Origin of the sequence: Mycoplasma cottewii (genome assembly GCF_024918975.1) — a bacterium.
In the GTDB taxonomy this organism is placed as follows: Bacteria; Bacillota_I; Bacilli_A; order Mycoplasmatales; family Mycoplasmataceae; genus Mycoplasma; species Mycoplasma cottewii.
Genome location: NZ_CP103424.1, coordinates 176,699 through 197,552 on the forward strand (window position 1 = coordinate 176,699; position 20,854 = coordinate 197,552).

Annotated in this window: 16 protein-coding genes; 15 read left to right on the forward strand and 1 reads right to left on the reverse strand. The window is 25.6% G+C overall.

Features of this window, described 5'->3' with window-relative positions; translation table 4 throughout:
• Positions 1-58 precede the first annotated feature (58 nt).
• The 14 genes from NX779_RS00730 to NX779_RS00795 all read left to right on the forward strand — a co-directional run bounded on the left by NX779_RS00730 (position 59) and on the right by NX779_RS00795 (position 19,524).
• The gene (locus tag NX779_RS00730; protein ID WP_259430324.1) at positions 59-1,024 is read left to right on the forward strand and encodes an alpha/beta hydrolase; all 966 of its coding nucleotides are present in this window, start codon (positions 59-61) and stop codon (positions 1,022-1,024) included.
• Between the two features lie 354 nt (positions 1,025-1,378).
• A complete protein-coding gene (nrdF, locus tag NX779_RS00735; RefSeq protein ID WP_259430325.1) occupies positions 1,379-2,398 on the forward strand; it encodes a class 1b ribonucleoside-diphosphate reductase subunit beta in 1,020 nt (339 codons plus the stop codon).
• 22 nt (positions 2,399-2,420) lie between these two features.
• The gene (gene nrdI, locus NX779_RS00740) at positions 2,421-2,891 is read left to right on the forward strand and encodes a class Ib ribonucleoside-diphosphate reductase assembly flavoprotein NrdI (RefSeq protein WP_004428007.1); all 471 of its coding nucleotides are present in this window, start codon (positions 2,421-2,423) and stop codon (positions 2,889-2,891) included.
• A complete protein-coding gene (nrdE, locus tag NX779_RS00745; RefSeq protein ID WP_259430326.1) occupies positions 2,881-5,043 on the forward strand; it encodes a class 1b ribonucleoside-diphosphate reductase subunit alpha in 2,163 nt (720 codons plus the stop codon). Before nrdI ends, nrdE begins: the two co-directional genes overlap by 11 nt.
• Before the next feature lie 295 nt (positions 5,044-5,338).
• A complete protein-coding gene (locus NX779_RS00750) occupies positions 5,339-6,238 on the forward strand; it encodes an MAG4940 family membrane protein (RefSeq protein ID WP_375162445.1) in 900 nt (299 codons plus the stop codon).
• 15 nt (positions 6,239-6,253) lie between these two features.
• On the forward strand, positions 6,254-8,467 hold the full coding sequence (locus tag NX779_RS00755; protein ID WP_259430328.1) for an MSC_0775 family lipoprotein: 2,214 nt from the start codon (positions 6,254-6,256) through the stop codon (positions 8,465-8,467).
• A gap of 163 nt (positions 8,468-8,630) precedes the next feature.
• Positions 8,631-9,587, forward strand: a complete 957-nt coding sequence (gene tsaD / locus NX779_RS00760; RefSeq protein ID WP_259430329.1) for a tRNA (adenosine(37)-N6)-threonylcarbamoyltransferase complex transferase subunit TsaD — start codon at positions 8,631-8,633, stop codon at positions 9,585-9,587.
• Positions 9,588-9,623: 36 nt separating this feature from the next.
• The gene (locus NX779_RS00765; RefSeq protein ID WP_259430330.1) at positions 9,624-10,757 is read left to right on the forward strand and encodes an alpha/beta hydrolase; all 1,134 of its coding nucleotides are present in this window, start codon (positions 9,624-9,626) and stop codon (positions 10,755-10,757) included.
• A 13-nt stretch (positions 10,758-10,770) separates the two neighbouring features.
• Positions 10,771-11,616: an HAD family hydrolase gene (locus NX779_RS00770; RefSeq protein ID WP_259430331.1), complete on the forward strand. Its 846-nt coding sequence runs from the start codon at positions 10,771-10,773 to the stop codon at positions 11,614-11,616.
• A gap of 4 nt (positions 11,617-11,620) precedes the next feature.
• The gene (gene asnS / locus NX779_RS00775; RefSeq protein ID WP_259430332.1) at positions 11,621-12,985 is read left to right on the forward strand and encodes an asparagine--tRNA ligase; all 1,365 of its coding nucleotides are present in this window, start codon (positions 11,621-11,623) and stop codon (positions 12,983-12,985) included.
• A 128-nt stretch (positions 12,986-13,113) separates the two neighbouring features.
• Positions 13,114-15,345: a BspA family leucine-rich repeat surface protein gene (locus NX779_RS00780; RefSeq protein ID WP_259430333.1), complete on the forward strand. Its 2,232-nt coding sequence runs from the start codon at positions 13,114-13,116 to the stop codon at positions 15,343-15,345.
• Between the two features lie 218 nt (positions 15,346-15,563).
• Positions 15,564-16,520 (forward strand): glycosyltransferase, encoded by a 957-nt coding sequence (locus tag NX779_RS00785; protein WP_259430334.1) that lies wholly within the window; start codon positions 15,564-15,566, stop codon positions 16,518-16,520.
• Between the two features lie 9 nt (positions 16,521-16,529).
• Positions 16,530-17,363 (forward strand): RDD family protein, encoded by an 834-nt coding sequence (locus NX779_RS00790; protein WP_259430335.1) that lies wholly within the window; start codon positions 16,530-16,532, stop codon positions 17,361-17,363.
• The gene (locus NX779_RS00795; protein ID WP_259430336.1) at positions 17,350-19,524 is read left to right on the forward strand and encodes an ATP-dependent helicase; all 2,175 of its coding nucleotides are present in this window, start codon (positions 17,350-17,352) and stop codon (positions 19,522-19,524) included. The genes NX779_RS00790 and NX779_RS00795 overlap by 14 nt, the downstream gene beginning before the upstream one ends.
• Before the next feature lie 159 nt (positions 19,525-19,683).
• Here the strand turns inward: NX779_RS00795 and NX779_RS00800 are convergent, their stop codons facing one another.
• Positions 19,684-19,860: a hypothetical protein gene (locus tag NX779_RS00800; RefSeq protein WP_259430337.1), complete on the reverse strand. Its 177-nt coding sequence runs from the start codon at positions 19,858-19,860 to the stop codon at positions 19,684-19,686.
• 221 nt (positions 19,861-20,081) lie between these two features.
• Between NX779_RS00800 and NX779_RS00805 the strand changes: the two genes are divergently transcribed.
• Complete coding sequence (locus NX779_RS00805) at positions 20,082-20,810, forward strand: lipoprotein (RefSeq protein WP_259430338.1); 729 nt, start codon at positions 20,082-20,084, stop codon at positions 20,808-20,810.
• Positions 20,811-20,854: the final 44 nt, after the last annotated feature.

Sequence of the window (20,854 nt, forward strand, 5' to 3'; positions counted from 1 at the left end):
AAAATAAATTTAAGAGTTTTAAACTCTTTTTAATATCAACATTAATTAAGGAGGACAAATGAAAAATAAAGTTTGTTCAGTTAATAAAAATAATTTTTTTAAAATAGCATTTTATTTTATTTTTATTTATATATTTCAAATTACAAAACAAAATAAATATATTAAAAGATTCATTCATTTTTGTTTAACATATAAAAGATTTGATGATTTTACTAATACATATAATGAACATGTTTGAGATCTTAAAGATAAAAATATTAAAGATTTTTTAATTGATAAAGATCAAATTAAAGAGTTTGAATTATCTAATGATAAAGGTAATATTAGTTGTTTAAAAATAGAAAATAAAAATTCTAAAAAATGAGTAATCGGATTACACGGTTGAACTGAAAATAAATATTTAGCTTTAAGACTTGTTCAACATTTTTTAAATGATGGTTATAATATTTTAACTTTTGATCAATTTGCTCATGGTCGAAGTTATGGTAAAAATACTGATGTTGGATTTAGTACAATAGAAATGCTAGATACTGTTATTGAATTTTTAAAACAAAATAAAGCTACTCATATAGGGTTAATTGGAAATAGTATGGGAGCATCAACTTCGGTTTTATACGCTCAAATTGGAAAACATAAAAAAGATATTAATTGAATTGTTGCTGATTGTGGTTTTTCAAATTTAGTTCGTCAATTTAGATGATATATGTCAACTAGATTAGAAAAAAAATGATGACAAACTAGTTTATTTGTTGGATCAAAATTTAATAAACATGTAAATAAAGATATTAAACAATATGATTTATTAAAAAATATGAATCAAGTTACAACTCCAATATTTTATATTCATTCTAAAGGTGATACTTTTATTAATTATTTAATGAGTGTTGAAATGTATGAAAAATCAAATAAAGATATAACTGAAATTTGAACTCCTGAAAATAGTGAACATGTTAGAGTTATTGCAGATTATGCTGATCAATATCATATTAAAGTTAAAGAGTTTATTAAAAAACATTCTTTATAATAATTTTTTGTGATAGATTAATAATGTAAATATTTTATTTACTATATTGGTGGTTTTAGTTCTTACCGGCCCTGCCTACGAATTTATGACCTGGCGTAATGATAAATAGAACTGAATTTGAACTCTTTATAGAGTTCTTTTTTTGTTTAATTAATAGTTTTAAAAATAAATAATTTCTTATATATAACATAAAAATAAATAAAATAAATATCTTTCAACTAATTATTTTTTATATAAAAAGTTTTAATTTTAATGAAAAATTTTTCATTACATTTTTAAGTTTTCTATTTTAAAGAAATTATAATAAAGAAAGACTACTTAAAAAATAACATAGTTTAGGGGAAGATGATATTTATGTCAAAAGAACAAAAATACTATAACGAATCAGTAAGTCCGACCGAATTTATTCAACAAGGCTTTAAAGGCAACTTAAGATCTGTAAACTGAAATGTAATTAATGATGAAAAAGACTTAGAAGTTTGAAATAGAATTACACAAAACTTCTGATTACCAGAAAAAATTCCAGTTTCAAATGATTTAAGTTCATGAAGAGGATTGACTCCTGAATGACAACAATTAATTACTAGAACATTTACAGGGCTAACTTTATTAGATACAGTTCAAGCAACAGTTGGAGATGTTACACAAATTGATAATTCATTAACAGATCACGAACAAGTAATTTATGCTAACTTTGCTTTTATGGTTGCAGTTCACGCAAGAAGTTATGGAACAATATTTTCAACATTATGTTCAAGCGAACAAATTGAAGAAGCTCATGAATGAGTAGTTAAAACTGAATCACTACAAAAAAGAGCAAAAGCTTTAATTCCATATTATGCTGGAAATGATCCATTAAAATCTAAAGTTGCCGCTGCTTTAATGCCAGGATTCTTGTTATATGGAGGATTCTACTTACCATTCTATTTATCAGCTAGAGGTAAATTACCAAACACTTCTGATATTGTTAGATTAATTTTAAGAGATAAAGTTATTCATAATTACTACAGTGGTTATAAATATCAGAAAAAGGTTGCTAAATTATCACCTGAAAAACAAGAAGAAATGAAAAAATTCGTTTTTGATTTACTATATGAATTAATTGATTTAGAAACTGAATATTTAAAAGAATTATATGATGGATTTGGTATAGTTGAAGATGCTATTAGATTTAGTGTTTACAACGCAGGAAAATTCTTACAAAACTTAGGATACGATTCACCATTTAGTGAAGAAGAAACAAGAATCGAACCTGAAATCTTTAACCAATTATCAGCTAGAGCTGATGAAAACCATGATTTCTTCTCAGGAAACGGATCATCATATGTTATGGGAGTTTCTGTTGAAACTGAAGATGAAGACTGAGAATTTTAGATATATTTAGGGGGATAGTGTTATGCATGAAAATGTAAAAAAAGTTAGTGCTAGTGATGTCATTAAACCAAAAGGAGCACCATTCGTTGTTTATTTTTCATCAATATCAAATAATACTCATAGATTTATACAAAAATTAGGTATTGATAATGCAAGAATCCCATATGAAATAGAACAAGCTATTTCTGTTGATAAAGATTATGTTTTATGTACACCAACATATAGTGGTGGAGGAGAACATTTAGAAGGGGCAGTTCCAAAACAAGTTATTAAATTTTTAAATAATCCTGAAAATAGAAAATACTGTCGAGGAGTTATTGCTTCAGGAAATAGTAATTTTGGAGATACTTTTGGTATTGCAGGACCAATTATTTCAAAAAAATTAAACGTTCCATTTTTATATCAATTTGAATTATTAGGAACACAACATGATGTAAGTGAAATTACAAAAATATTAAATAAATTCTGAGAGGATGGAAATAATGAAAGATAATAAAGACCTACATATCTTAGATAATACTAATGATGACTATATTAAATTAAATGCTAGATCTAAATTGTTTTCTCCAGGTCAAGATAACTTTAAATTAGATGTAGAAGCTGCAAAATCATATATTGAAAATCATATCGAACCAAGAATGATCAAGTTTGATAATTTAAGACAAAGAATAGGATATTTAGTTGAAAATAATTATTACGATAAAGAAATAATAGATAAATATGATTTTAAACAAATTGAAGAGTTAGATGAATATGCTAAATCATTCAATCATTCATTTCCAAGTTTTATGGGTGCATTAAAATTCTTTAATGCATATGCTTTAAAAACTTTTGATAGTGAAAAATACTTAGAATCATACACTGATCGTGTTTTAATGAACGCACTATTTTTAGGAAATGGTAATTATGACAAAGCAAAAAGTATTTTAAAAAATATTATGTTAGGACGTTTCCAACCAGCAACTCCAACATTTTTAAATGCAGGTAAAAAACACAGAGGAGAATATGTTTCATGTTACTTATTAAGATGTGAAGATAACATGGAATCAATTTGTAGAACTATTTCAACATCACTTCAACTTTCAAAAAGAGGTGGAGGAGTTGCAATTTGTTTAACAAACTTACGTGAAACTGGATCACCTATTAAAAATATTGATGGATTAAGTAGTGGACCAATTCCTGTAATGAAAATTTTAGAAGATTCATTTACTTATGCAGATCAATTAGGACAACGTCAGGGAGCTGGAGCGGTTTATATTTCAGCACACCACCCAGACATCATTTCATTTTTAGATACTAAAAGAGAAAATGCTGATGAAAAAATCAGAATTAAATCTTTATCTTTAGGAGTAGTTATTCCAGATATTACTTTTGAATTAGCTAGAGAAAATAAAGACATGGCTTTATTTAGTCCTTATGATGTTCAAAAAGTTTATGGTAAGCCATTATCTGATATTTCAATTACTGAAAAATACTATGAAATGTTAGAAAATCCAAGCATTAAAAAAACTTTTATTAGTGCAAGAAAATTATTCTTAACTATTGCTGAATTACATTTTGAAAGTGGATATCCATATATTTTATTTGAAGATACAGTAAACAGAAGAAATGCTCATGATAAAAAAGGAAGGATTATTATGAGTAACTTATGTAGTGAAATTGTTCAAGTAAGTACAGCAAGTGAATACAGCCAAGATCTATCATTTACAAAAACTGGTGAAGATATTTGTTGTAATTTAGGAAGTTTAAATATTGATAAAATGATGAAATCTGGAAGAGAATTTGGTGAATCAGTTCACACTGCAATTACTGCATTAGATGTTGTTTCAAGAAATTCTGATCTAGATTGTGCCCCATCAATTAAAAACGGTAATGCTAATAATCATGCTGTTGGATTAGGAGCTATGAACTTACATGGATTTTTAGCTACAAACTCAGTTATGTATAATTCACCTGAAGCAGTTGATTTTACTAATATGTTCTTCTACACAGTTGCTTATAATGCGTTTAAAGCATCAAACAAATTAGCTGAAGAATTTGGAAAATTTAGTTCATTTGATGAATCAAGATTTGCAGATGGTTCTTGATTTGATAAATATACAAAATGCGATCCTAACAAATGAACTCCAGCAACTGCAAAAGTTAAAGAATTATTCAGTAAATATGATGTAGAAATTCCTACTCAACAACAATGAATTGAATTAGTAGAAAAAATTAAACAAACTGGACTAGCAAACTCTCACTTAATGGCAGTTGCTCCTACTGGATCAATTAGTTATCTAAGTTCATGTACTCCATCACTTCAACCTGTTGTTTCAACTGTTGAAGTTAGAAAAGAAGGAAAACTAGGTAGAGTTTATGTTCCTGCATATGAAATTAATTTTGATAATATGGCTTATTATGCAATTGGAGCATATGAAATGGGACCAGACCCAATTATTAATGTTGTAGCAGCTGCTCAACAACACGTTGATCAAGCAATATCATTAACATTATTTATGACTGATAAAGCAACAACAAGAGATCTAAACCGTGCTTATGTTAATGCATTTAAACAAGGTTGTGCATCAATTTATTATGTACGAATTCGTCAAGATGTTTTAGAAGATAGTGAAAACTACGAATGTGATGCATGTAAAATTTAAGAAAACAAAAGTGCAATTTTATTGCACTTTTTGTTATTTTATTTTTAGGTTAAAAGATGTAAAAAATATACTATTTTAGTAATATTTGAACTATTTTAAAAATAGGGATAGTAATTCTAAACAGTTGTTATAATATTAAAGAAATAAGGGTGCTGTAAAAGGCTGAGATTATACCTATTAGCAGATCATGATAATGCATGCGTGGCTAAATACTTTTTATGAAATAATTTTTTGTCGACCCTTATTTAATAAAAAATTAATTTATATGAATTAAAATAGGGGTGATATATTGAACTTAAAAAATACACCAGGAGAGGCCTTAAGAACTTATTTTAACGGCACAGTTTTTACTTTTGAAATTATTGGGGTATTTTTATTGGTGTTTTTCGTATTTACATTTAAATTACTATCAATAATTTTAAAAAAACAAAATAATAAACTATTTTTATCTGTATGTTTTACAATGTCAACGGCATTAGCTTTTTTCTTGCCTTATGCATTTGCAAGTATTATTTCGAAAACTGCTATTGCACCATTTTTAAATCCTATGATTGTTTTATTTAAATCAATACTTATAGGATTTGGAAAATCAGGACAAGATCTAACAGGACTTACAGGTAGTATGTTAACTAAAGGTATTCCTTATATATTTGCTGGACAATTAATTGGAGGAATTTTAGGTTTTGTTGCATTCTTAGGATTCTTTTACGCCATAAAAAGAACTTATGCAAATAAAGTTGATTATGAATTATTACAACAAACTACAATCAAGTCATTTTTTCAAACAAAAAGTGAATTATCAACATTAGGATTCAGTATTAAAGAATTTATTTTCATAACTTCTTTAATTATTGTAATGCCTTTAATTTCAATGATTGATCACGGTATTTATAGAATTGATATGTTTGGAATTCTTTTAATTGAGTTATTTGTTATATGAGTAATTTTATTCATATCATCATTTTTGGAATACTTTTCATTCCACTTATTTTTCCCAATATTAGATATTGTTTTTAAAACAGTTAACTTTGCTTTATTAGACAAAGAAGTTAAAAAACAAGAGTTAAAAGGTTTTTTAACAGAATTATTAAAACTATTATTAGTAGTTATTTTTTCTATAACTATTCCTATAGTAATAGGATTTATATGTATATTAATTAAAATGCAAACAGGAGTCGTTATTTCACTTGCATAGAAAGGTATTATAGATATGAAGTTATTAAAAAAGTTATTTTTACCACTACTATCTAGTACGGTTATAATACCTTCTGCTTTAGCTGTTGTTTCTTGTTATGGACCAACATTTAAAAACTCATTGACTGAAGCAGAACAATTAAATCAGATTAATATTTTATCTGAAATCAACAAATATTTTGAAAAGCATGATCATAGTGAAGAATTAGTAAAATTCACAGACCCTAAAGCTAGTGGGCAAACAGTTGAATTTGGAAATATCATGAAAAACAACTATGCTGCTAAATATATAAAATTTGATGAAAACAAATTTAAGCAAATTGTTAAAGAAAAATTCAATCTGTCAGATAACTATTTAAAAGGATTAACATTCCAAGTAGACTATACAAATATAACTAGAGATTTTTCTAATAACTTTGATGTGGTGTTCCCTATAAAAGTAAGAAGAGATTTAGAAAGTCACAAAAGAGCAATTTATGCACCATTTTCTGATGGATTATTTTCTGAACAAATAATTAATTTTAGGCTAAAAAATGTTAAAGTAAGCAAAACAGAAAGAATCAAGCTTGATAACATAAAACCTATTTATGAAAAATTAAAAAAATTAGATGACACTAAGTTTAGTGTAGAAATAAACTCTACTATATCTGAAGAAATTAAAAACTCTATTAACGAATGAGGTATTCATGAATTAAGTTCTAAACAGTTAGAATCAATCTTTAAGATCAAAATTGAAGAATTTGAAAAACTTAAAACAGAATTTAAAAATAACAATATCGAATTTAAAGCAACGATTTTTGATGTAGACTTTTTAGATTCTGAATTAGAATTGAATGAAGGACTATTAAAAGTTAGATTGGCTGTTAGAGATGTAGAAAATAACAAACCAAACGCAGAAACTGGAGTTACATCATTTATTAAATTTAAATTTGATCAAAATGATAAGTTTTGAAATGATTTAAAGCTAAATGAAATAATAAAAGTTAACACTATTAAATTTGGTGAATTAAATACTGATTTTTTTGAAATTTCTAAAGATCATTTATATATTAATTTCGATAAAAATAAATTTGAAAAAGTAAATATAGCAAAAATAAATAAAGGTACTAACTTTAGAAATGCTAACCTCGTTTTAGAGATATTAACAAAAGAAAATAAACAAATCACTTTAAATAAAACAATCGGTGTTAAAAAATATGCAAATTTATATGAAGAAGATTTTGTAAAACGAAATATTAATGCTCCAAATTTTGCAACAGAAATGTTAACACAAGAAAACTTAAAATCAGTTAATAAAGATTTCTTTAGACAATTTAATTCTGAGTTGTTTTCAGGAGGTTACGCTTCATCAAGAGGATTCTATGGTGAAAAAATTAAGACTCCAATTTATATGCATATTGGTGAAGACTACTTAGCAAACGATCATCAAGCTGTATTGATGCCTTATGATGGTAAAATTATAGCTGCATATGAATTAACTAGTAATAAGCCATTCTCTGGAGTAGGAACAGTGTTAGTTGCTGAAATTCCGGTTAAAAATTTAGATTGATCTCCAAAAGAAATCGAAACCCAGCTAAACGGAAATAACAATAACATTTATATGTCATTTTTACATTTAGATGCAGCAAAAACACTAAATAATGAACGATTTGGCTTGGCCACTGAATCTGCTAATCTATCGGGAGGTAGAGTTATAAAAGTAGCAAAAGGTGTAACTCCAAAAAATCCTGTTACAGTTACTAAAAATACAATTATAGGTTATTTAGGAGACAACGCTTCAAATGGTGGTTGAATGAGTCATGCTCACGTAAATCTATATACAAGAAGAGAAAATTATTTATCAGAAAACTACTTTTCTACAAAAACACAATCAGTTGCATTAAGTCAAAGGGATATAGATAGATATAACTCAAAAAAAGAAATAAAAGATGAAAGTGGTACTGTTATTGGTGAAAAAGAAGTTTGAGACACATTAGGTAACATAGGTCTTCACCTATCACCACAATTATTAGTTGTCAATGAAGTTGATCCAATTACTGGAGAAGAAATCAAAGATAAAACTACTAATAAACCTATAACAATAAAAGATGAAATACCATTATATGTTGGTGGTTTAAGTATGGTTAATTTCGAAAAAACTAAAGCTTATGGTAACCCTAACTTAGTTTATAGACTAAGAGATAATAAAACTGCTTCATTTGATATTAGAAAAGTTAATAACTTAGATTAATAATTTTATATAAACATTAATATTAAATAATCTTTAAACTCACAAATATATTTGTGAGTTTTTATATTTTAAAATTAAATCTTTTCTATTTACTATATATAAAGATGAAATAAAATTATTTATGATTATATTAATATGTACTAAAAAAATAAAGGAGAGTTTTATGAAAATTTTAGCTATTGAATCAAGTTGTGATGAATTTTCTATATCAATTATTGATAATGGAAAAATACTAACAAATATTATTTCATCTCAAATTAAAAATCATCAAGAATTTGGTGGTGTTGTTCCAGAATTAGCTGCAAGATTACATGTTCAAAATTTAAATTGAGTATTACAAGCAGCGATTAAAGAAACAAATATAAATATAGATGAAATTGATTATGTAGCATACACACAAAAACCTGGATTAATTGGATCTTTAATTATTGGAAAATTAGTAGCTGAAACAATTAGTTTATATATTAATAAACCAATATTAGCTTTAGATCATATTCAAGGTCATATTTATGGAGCAAGTATTGAACATGAATTTGTTTATCCAGTACTAGCAATGGTAGTTTCAGGAGGTCACACTCAAATTGAATTAGTTAATTCTCCATTTGATTTTCAAATAATAGGATCTACTTCTGATGATGCAATTGGTGAGTGTTATGATAAAGTGGCTAGAGTATTAGGATTATCTTATCCAGGTGGTCCGGTGTTAGATAAATTAGCTATGAAAGGAAATAAAAATGCTTATGTCTTACCAATAGCTAAAAACGATAATTCATATGACTTTTCTTATTCAGGATTAAAAACAGCATGTATAAATTTAATTCATAATTTAAATCAAAGAAATGAAAAAATAAATTTAGAAGATTTTGCAGCAAGCTTTCAACACGCAGCAACAAGTATTATAGAAAAAAAACTTGAAAAAGCTATTATTGAATTTAAACCTAAAACATTAACTGTAGCTGGTGGAGTTAGTGCTAATAGTCAAGTTAGAAAAATAATTTTAGAACTAGGAGAAAAATATAATATAAAAAACACTTTTGTTCCTAAGATGAGTTATTGTACAGATAATGCTGCAATGATGGCTAAATTAGCTTATGAAAAATTAACTAATAAACAAAATTAATTACATATTAACTTTAACTAGTAAGTAGGTGAATATATGAAAAGTAAAGAAAGAAGAAAAATACTAAGAAAAGCAGGAGATAAAAATTTTAAAGCTTTAGATAAATCTTTTATTGAGTTTTATACTTTATTAGAAAAATCAGTATTTTTTAGAAAAAATAAAAAAAGAAAATACATTTACATGAACCCTGAAATTAGTAAAATGAATAAAATCATGAAACTGTATTTTAAAAAACCTCAATTAACTTTTGAAATTGATGATAATATTGCTCCAATTAGATTTGAAACTGAAGATGGTGTTGTAATTAGTGGATTAAAATATATAACTGATCCTAATTCTAAAAAATGAATTATAAGTTGTCATTGATTTACAGGACATAAATATTGAAGTTTATATTGAGCTAAACCTTTTATTGAACTTGGGTATAATATTTTAGTTTTTGACTTTAGAAATCATGGTGAATCTGATTCAACTGATCTTATAACTTTAGGATTATTAGAAAGTAAAGACTTAGTTGCGGCAATTAAATATTTAACTGATAATGAAAAACCTCAAACTATAGGGTTATTAGGTATGAGTATGGGAGCTTATATAATTAATTATTTAACAGTTACTCAACAAGAATTCTTAAAAAAACATAAAGTTAAATTTGCAATTAGTGAATCAGCTTATGGTTCAATTGAAACATTATTATCTAAAATTTATAGATCAAGAATTAAAAGATTTTTCAATAAAAAAATGGACAATAAAATAATTTCTGACATTTTAAAATCACAAGAAAAAGCAACTTTATATGATTGAACAGAGATGAACATTTTTGATAAATATGAAAAAGAAAATGTTAAACCTGCTCAAATTCCTATTTTATTTATTCATGGTAATAATGATCGATACACTTCATCAAGTGATACAACAAGATTATTTATTAATAGATCTAGAACTATAAAAAATGATGAACTTTTAATTTATAACTTTTCTGGACATTGTACTTCATTAAAAGAACATTACAATCAAACAGTTTATAGATGATTAAAATTTGAAAACAAAATTATAAATGATGATGATGTCACTAAAAAAGCATTAGAAAAATTAGGTATTGTTGATAAAATTATTGAAAATAATTTTAATGAAAGTTTAGAAATATCAACTTTCTATTTTAAAGAAGAATAATATGAGGTGTTATATGTCATTAAAAAATATTAAGTTAATTGTAACTGATTTAGATGGAACAGTTTTAGAGCACGGAAAACTAGCAAACGATCTTGATGTTGAAGTTTTCAAACAAGCTAATCAAAAAGGTGTTTATACAACTATAGCAACTGGTCAACCTTACATATCAGCAAAATCAAAAGCAGATTTATTCAATGTAGCAGATCATGTCGATTTATTTGTTTTATCTAATGGATCACTTATTTCAAAAGTAAGTGAATTCGATCCAATCTATATAAATTCAATTCCAAGTGATATTGTAAATAAAGTTGTTAAAAAATTAACTGATTTAAATGTTTGTGCTGTTATTTTTACAGCCACTATTAATGATGTTTATTGAAATAATATCTCTTTTACAGTTGAAAGTATGAACAAAAGAAATTGATTTGAAAGATTTAACAAAACAATTTGTTCAACAAACACAGATTTTGATTTTAAAAATGTTGTACAAATTATGAGTTTTGTTGAACAAGAAAAAGAACAAGAATTACAAAGTTGATTTGTTCAAGAAAATATGAATCAATATCTAACATTTATGAAAAGTGATATTGAAAGTATGCCAGTTTATGAATTTACTAACATAACAGCTACTAAAGGAAATGCGATTGAAAAAATGGCTGAAATTTTAAACATAAAAAAAGACGAAATCGCTATTTTTGGTGATAATATAAACGATATAAGTATGTTTGAAAAAATTCCTAATTGTGTTGCTGTTGGTAATGCAGTTGATGAAATTAAACATAAAGCAAAATACATTACTGATACTAATCTAAATGGTGGTGTTGGTAAATTTATCAAAAAATATATATTGGAGGACTAAATTTATGGAATTAAAAGAACTATTTCAACAATATGAAAAATTAGCTGACACCAAAGTAAGTGTTTTAGCTAGAGTTAGATCAAACAGACAAGGAAAAGCTGTTTCATTTATGGTTTTAAATGATGGAACAACATTAAATGATGTTCAAGTTGTTTACAAACCTGAAATTAAAGGATATGAAGATGCTCAAAATGCTAGAGTTAGTTCAATTGTAGAAGTTACAGGAAAATTAATCTTAACACCAAATAATCAACAAGCTTTTGAAATTCAAGCTAAATCAATTGAATTATTAGATCAAGCAATTGAAGATTATCCATTACAAAAAAAAGAACACTCAACAGAATTTTTACGTGAAATTGCACACTTAAGAGCAAAAACAAAAACATTTAATGCAATTTTTAGAATTCGTTCAACTGCTGCTTTTGCGATTAATAAATTCTTTAATGATAAAAACTTCGTTTTAGTACATTCTCCGATAATTACAGGAAATGATGCAGAAGGAGCTGGAGAAGCATTCTTAGTAACAACTCGTGAAGATGGAAATTATGAACAAGATTTCTTTGGTAAAAAAGCTAGTTTAACAGTTTCAGGACAATTACATGCTGAAGCTTTTGCTCAAGCATTTAGAAAAGTTTATACATTTGGACCAACATTTAGAGCTGAAAACTCAAACACAGCAAAACACGCTGCTGAATTTTGAATGATTGAACCTGAAGTAGCATTTGCTGATTTAAAAGATAATATTGCTTTAATTCAAGATATGGTTAAATATGTAATTAACTATGTATTTGAAAAAAACTCAGAAGAATTAGAATTCTGTGACAAAAACTTAGAACAAGGATTAATCGACAAATTAAATAGTGTTAGAAATTCTGAATTCAAAGTTACAACATACTCAGAAGCTATTGAAATTCTAAAACAAGCTGTAGCAAACGGACACAAATTCGAAGAATCAAACATTGAATTTGGACTAGATTTAGGAACAGAACACGAAAGATTTATTTGTGAACAAGTTAATAAAGCACCAACATTTGTTACAAACTATCCAAAAGATATTAAAGCGTTTTACATGAAACAAAATGACGATGGTAAAACAGTTGCTGCAGTTGATTTACTAGTTCCTGGAATTGGTGAATTAGTTGGAGGAAGTCAACGTGAGGACAACTTTGAAAAATTAGTTCAAAGATGTAAAGAAATGAACGTTGATGTTGATCAATTAGAATGATACAACAATTTAAGACAATATGGATACTACAAATCAGCTGGATTTGGATTAGGATTTGAAAGATTAATTATGTACATTACAGGTGCATCAAACATTAGAGATGTTATTGCATTTCCAAGAACTCCAAGAAACTTATTATTCTAATAATAGAAATGATTCTTATGAATCATTTTTTATTTAGTTAAATTAAAAAAATATTGGAAAATAAAAGATAAAATGCACTCTGTCTAAAGACCTACTTGCCAAAAAAAAAAAAAAAGTAAAATAGAAGTATGAAAAATTCTAAAAAAACAAGTAAAATTAAAATTTTAAGCGTTATTGCAGGGTTAATAGTTGTTTCATTTTCAGCGGGTGGTGCAGTTTTAGGAGTGCTGCATAATAAAAGAAAATTAGAGCAAAGAATTATTAATCTTGACAATGAAATTCCTATAAGTATGCGTACAGTATCACTTTTATATACTGAAGATCAACAAGAAATCTTAAACCATATAAACAACTTGCGTAAGACTTTAAAAACAAAAGAATCTCATATAGATATTGAGCTTAATGATGTTGTAATGCAATTCAATAGAAACGTTCCTAGTGTAACCATTACTGCTAAAAAGGAAAGCAAAAGTGTTATAGGATCGATAGAAATTAAGTTTAATAAAAGAGATATAGCAAGTTTAGAATTAAATAAAAATGTAGGAGCATTTGATTCAGATGAACCAAACGCTATTATTGAAAAATTTATTAACAATAACAAAGACAAACTTTCTGGATTTACTGTTGCAAGTTTTGATGTTTTAAGTAATGAAAACAACGTTTTAAAAATCAAAGTTAAAGACAACAACAATTCATTCCAAGGTACTGTTGAAATTAATTATTCAGTTAAAACTGATATTGCAACTTTACAACTAGATAAAAATGCTGGAGCATTTAATTCAAATGAAGATACTGCAATCATTAACGCATTTATTGCAAAAAACAAAGATAAACTAACTGGATTAAACAGAAATAGTTTTGATGTTGTTTCAAATGAAAATAGAAAATTAAAAATCAAAGTTAAAGACAACAACAATTCATTCCAAGGTACAGTTGAAATTTCATATTCAGTTAAAACTGATATAGCAAGTTTAGGATTAAACACTAATGCTGGAGCATTTAATTCAACTGAACAAAATCCAATCATTGAAAAATTTATTAACAATAACAAAGACAAACTTTCTGGATTTACTGTTGCAAGTTTTGATGTTTTAAGTAATGAAAACAACGTTTTAAAAATCAAAGTTAAAGACAACAACAATTCATTCCAAGGTACTGTTGAAATTAATTATTCAGTTATACAACAATTTAATGCAATTAAAAATATTGTAAAAAATATAACCAATCTTAAAAACAATGACAAACAAAGTGTTTTAAATAGATTTTTTGAGTTAAATAAAACTTTATTTGAACAAGAAAATGTAAAGATTACTAAAAATCAATTAGAAGTTGTAGTAAATGATGATGTTGCGACAATTGCTGTTAATGGTAATGGTAAATTTAGAGGTTCAATAGAAGCAAAACTAAGCTTATCAAGACGAATTAACAGCTATTTAGATGTGTTATCTAGCAATGATCCAAATAACATATTAAAAGAAATAAATAATAAAAACAGTTGAAACTTAAACTCAAATGATTTAAACATAGAAGTTAATGGTAAAGACGTAAGAATTACAGGAAAAGAAAATAAAAACAAAAGTTTTATTGGAACAATTAATTTTGAGTTCGGTTTAAAAGCTACTTACACATCTGATAAAAAAGAATTGAAAAGAATTGGATTCTTTAAAAATATAAAAGGTGAGTGACAAATAGAACGAATTGATGTAAATACAAATAAGGTTGTTCCAATACTACCTACATTTATAAATAGTTTACAATCTGCATTCACAAGTAATATAAACGCAACAATTTCAGGATTAGAAAGTTGAGATACCTCAAATGTAACTAATATGAGTTCGATGTTTTCCTTTGCTAGAAATTTCAACCAGCAACTCGGAAATAAGTTCAACACTTCAAACGTAACTAATATGAGTTTTATGTTTGGTTATGCTAGAAACTTCAACCAACCCATAAACTTCAACACTTCAAACGTAACTGATATGAGTGAAATGTTTAGTGAAGCCAAAAATTTCAATCAACCCATAAACTTCAACACTTCAAACGTAACTAATATGAGCGATATGTTTAATGGTGCTAGAGACTTCAATCAACCCATAAACTTCAACACTTCAAACGTAACTAATATGAGTGGAATGTTCAGAAATTGTTGAAATTTCAACCAACCATTAAATACTTGAGATGTATCTAATGTGAATGATATGAGTGGAATGTTCCAAGGTGCTTTCGAATTCAATCAAAATATATCAAGTTGAGATGTAAAAATAAAAGATCCTGAAAAATTTGAACATTTTAATCATTTCGGTCACGAAGAATTCAGAGGAGATAAACTACCTGAAGCAATTAGAAAACACTTGCAATAATTAATATATTAAAATTAAACTTTAAAGAAGATAATATAAAAAAATATTATACTTATCAAACAATAGACCTTATAGGTCTATTTTTTAAAATTAACAATTATAAAAAGTAAGATAATATTAAAAATTAATAATGCTAGATATAAGGATAAACTAATATAATTGCTATTAATAATGGTGTAAAATATATATATTGAATATAAAAGGTTGGTGTTAAAAAAATGCAAGTATCATTTGTTATAAGCTCACAATCTGATTTAGAAAGATTAAAAAAAACAGTAGATTCTATACTTAATCAAAAAAACAAATCTTTTGAGATTATTATTTTATTTGATTCAAAAGTAGATGCTGAAAAAAAAGAATATATAAATGAGTTATTTGAACAAAACAAAAATATTATTATAAGTGAAAACAGTAAAGTTCAAGACACTGCTCAACATTGAAATATTTCAAAACTTTTAGCTAGTGGAAAATATATGGTTTTTGTTAAAGAAGGAGATCATATTTTTGAAAATTTCGTTGATGAAATAGAAAAAATTTCAAACGATCACAATCCAGATATGATTCAATTTGATCTAGAATATTATGGTTTATTAGAACAAACTTCAGTTAAAACATTACTACAAACAAATAGAGTATATGATCTTGAAAACGAAAAAGAAGTTTTTGCTTACATAAGAAGAATTATTTATTCTAAAGCTTTTAAAACACAAATATGTAAAGAAAATAAAATTAATTTTAGACCAAAAGTTCGTTTTGATAGTTTATTTACATTTGAATTTTTAAAACATTCTAAAACATTTTTTGCAACAGATAAAATATTAACTAAACATAAAGTATCAGTTATGAGATATTCAGCATTTGATATTATTAACCAATGACCACATATTATGAATTATTTCAGATCAATAGGTGAATATAAACAAATAGCTGATGAATTACATTATGCTTATTATTATGAATTATGTTATAACTTCATAAATTTAGTTAACTTATTCGATGATGATGTTTTATATAGAAATGTTTTAAATAAATGTAAGTGAAAAGCTAAAAAAGATAAGATTGATAAATTTATTAGAGTTAATAAAATATTTTTACAAAATCCAGATCCAATATTCACAGAAAGAGTTCACAAATTCAATGAATACATTGATTCGGAATTAAGTAAAATAAGATAATTAACAAATATGGAAAATAAAAATTATTCATTAGTTGAATACACTGATAAAAATAAAAAATTGAATGATAATCAATTTAGTCTAGCTAGTGTTTGAAAACTTCTTTTTGCTAGACTTTTTGATTTGATAATAGGATCAATTCCTATGATTTTAATAGATCTTTTGTGAAAATCACAACCAGGAGATGTTGTGATTTTATTAACAAGATATTTAATTTCTATAATATGAATGTTTTTATATTTTGTAGTTTTAACTTGAATTTTAAAAGGTCAATCATTATCTAAAAAAATATTTAAACTACAATTAATTAGTTTAGATAAAAAACCAATAACTTTTAAAGATATCTTTTTAAGAGAATTAGTTTTTATATTTGCTCCATTTTTAATTGGAATGATATCAACTACTATATTTGCTTTAATTCTTCCTGTAAATATTAATAATGATAATAGATTTAGAATTTTTATATCAGCTATAATTTATCAATTTGGTTTAATTATTGTTTTCTTTTGATGATTAGTTATTATGATTTCAATTAAGTTTCAAAAACTTCATCAAGCAAATATAGATATAAAATTACACCTTGTTGTAGTTGATAAAAAACAACAAGTAAAAATACAAAAACATGATTTTAATAAAATCTTAACAAGAGATGAAAAACACGTTTCATTATCTGATCAACCGGGTAATTTTGATATTGATTTTATAGATGAAATTCAAAATGAAGAAGAAATTAATTACAATAAATCTATTAACTTAAAAAAACAAGACATCAAAACATTAAAATTAGAAAATCAAAATGAAACTAAACTAATAGAAAGTGAGAAAAAAGATGAGCATAAATAATATATTAGATTCTTTAAATCCTCAACAATTATCAGCTGTAATAACTACTGATAAACCGGTTAGAATTATTGCTGCAGCTGGTAGTGGTAAAACTAGAGTAATTACTGCAAAAGTTGCTTATTTAATTGAAAAAGCAAATATTAAAGCTTCGAGAATTTTAGCAGTTACTTTTACAAATAAAGCAGCTAATGAAATGAAAGAAAGAGTTTTAAATATTGTTCAAGATAATTCAAAATCTCCTTTCATTTCAACTTTTCACTCTTGATGTTGTAGAGTTTTAAGAAGTGATGGATCTAATATAGGATTAGAAAAAAACTTTTCAATTATTGATTCAGATGATCAAAGAACTATTATTAAAAAATCTGTTAAAGAATCGAATTTAGTATTAACTGAAGAACAAAAAAAGATTTTTGATAAAAAGATTTTATATAAAATTAAAGAATGAAAAGAAAATTTATACCCTCCTAATGAAGCGATGGAAAATGCTTTTAATCCCATGGAAAGAAATTTCGCTGTAGTTTATAAATTATATGAACAAAAGTTAAAAGAATCTAATAGTTTAGATTTTGATGATCTACAAATTTATGTTTACAAATTATTTAAACAAAATCCTGAAATTTTACAAAAGTGAAGAAATGCATATGATTATGTAATGGTTGATGAGTTTCAAGATACTAATGAGATTCAATTTGAATTAATTAAATTTTTAACAAAAGATACTAATCATTTAACTGTTGTTGGAGATCCTGATCAAACAATATATTCATGACGTGGTGCAAAAGTTGATATTATTTTAAACTTTTCAAAAACTTATGCTAATGCAATAACTATAAAACTTAACCAAAACTATCGTTCAACTCAACAAATAGTAAATATTTCAAATGCTTTAATTAAAAATAATAAAAATAGAGAGAAAAAAGAAGTTTTTACAAATAATAATTCAGGAAAAAAAGTTATTGTAAAAGAAGCTCAATCTCGTGAAGATGAAGCAAGATATGTTGCAAAACAAATAAAAGAATTAGTTAAACAAGGATATAGATATAAAGACTTTTTTGTTTTATATAGAATTAATGCTTGATCTCAAGAATTTGAAAAAGAATTTTACAATCAAAAAATACCTTTCCAATTAATTGGAGGAATTAAGTTTAGAGAAAGAAAAGTAATTAAAGATGCTATGGCATTTTTAAAAATGATTTCTATTAAAGACAATATTTCAAGTGAAAGAGTTTTAGGATTAATTCCTAAAGTTGGATCAGTAACAATTAAAAAGATCGTTGATTTATGTGAAGAAAAAAATATCTCTATTTATGATTTATTAGTAAATGATGATAAAACTGATTTACACTTAATTACAAAACAATTAGATTCGTTATCTGAAACTTTAAAATCTGCAAATGAAATGTTTTTAAAAAATGAATCAGTTGAACAAATTTTAAGATATTTATTAAGTAAAACTGGATATGAAGAAAAATTAAAAGTATTAAAAGATGAAGATAATATCGCAAACATTAATGCTTTATATGATCAATTAAGGAATTTTGAACAAGATTTTGATTATGAATATTATTTAGAAGAAAATAAATTGATTGCTTTTTTACAAGAAGAATCACTTACAGGAGATGCTGATCAACAAGTAGTTGAAGATAAAGTTTATTTACTGACAGTGCATGCTGCTAAAGGTTTAGAGAATAAAGTTGTATTTGTTGTAGGTATTAATCAAGGAGTTCTTCCTTCAAAACTTTCAAATAATATTCAATCAGAATTAGAAGAAGAAAGACGAACTTTTTATGTTGCTTTAACAAGAGCTGAAGAACAATTATTTATTACTTATGTTAAAGGTGAATATTCTTATATTATGAAATCTGAATTACTACCAAGTAAGTTTATTTATGAATTAAATAAAGATCATTATGAGTTTGAATCACAATTTATAAATAGTTTAAATTATCAAAAACAAGATTTTTACTCAAAAAGAATTTCACCAATAATCAATCCAACACAATTTGTTGATTTTAAAGTTGGAGATATGGTTAATCATATTTTATTTGGTAAAGGTATTATTACAAATATAATTGGAAATCAACTTCAAATAGCTTTTGAAAATAAAACTCATGGAACTACAAGTGTTGCAGCAAATAATCCTGCATTAACCAAATTATAATTACTATAACTTTTATATGTTTGTTAGTTTTAACGAACATGTAGAAGTTTTTATTTTTGTAAAGTTTTATAAATTACATTTTTAAAGAACAAAAAACTCTAATCCATAACGTTAGTTATAGAATTAGAGTTATTATTTTATTTTTATAAGTAGTTGTTATTATGCAGCGGGTGCTGGATCACCATTAGGTCCTTTGTCACCTCTAGGTCCTTTATCTCCTCTAGGCCCTTTTTCACCAACTTGGTTATATTTAGCTAATGTTACACCAGAAACACCAATAGCCCCTGCTGAAGCAGCTAAACTTAGACCGTTAATAAATTTTAACAGTTTTGACATATGTTACTCCTTTCTAAACAATCAATCTAAGTATTGCAAAAAAAAAAAAAAAACTCTTGATTTTGCATTGTGAATGTGTTTCGGTTGTTAATTTGTTCGATAAGTTATTGTAAATGCTACCTTTCATGCAACTTAACACTTGACTTAAAAAAAAAAAAAAAGTAAAATCAAATGTGTGCAAAATTTAAAATCGAGAATATACTTTGAAAGGTACAAATAAAATGAAAAAATTACTATCAATTTTCGGGATGATTGGAATGGTTGCTACAACAGGTGCTGTTGTTGTAGCATGTCAACAAAAACCAAGTAAAGAAGAACAAGAAAATATGTCTAAACAAGAGGTTGTTGTTAAAAAACTTCAAGATGCTATTAAAAAAGCTAATGATGATTTCGCTAAAAAATGTGATGAAATATTTAATGTAGTTGCATTATCAACATCAAAGCCTAAAGATATTGATGAAATTACAAATAACGTTAATTCTATAATTGAAGATTTATTAAGTAAAAATGAAGAAAACATAAATGAATCAGAACTTTGAGAAAAGGTAATTTTAGAAAGATTTAATATTGGAGTCGAAAGTGATGAAGCCCAATTCGATAAAATAGAAGGTTCATCAACAATTAATTTAGATTTTAATAAAGAGTGAATGAACCAAAAAATAGAAGTTGAAATTGATCAAATTATTAATAAACAAGACTTGACTAATGCTGTTGAAAAATCTATTCAAGAAAACATTCGAATCATTAATGATGCATTAGAAGCGAAAGCTGAAGAAGAAGCAGAAGAATTAGTTAATGATACTTTAGCAGGGAACCTTATTCATTGACTAAGATCTGATGAGGATGTTTTCGGAAGATACCAACAAGCTAAAAAAGAATACAAAGAAAAAGTTGAAAAAACATTAGCAGAATACAACGAAGAAATCACAAAAATCAAAGACTTAAAATAATATTTAAAAAAGGTGTCTAAGCACCTTTTTATTTTCAATCGATT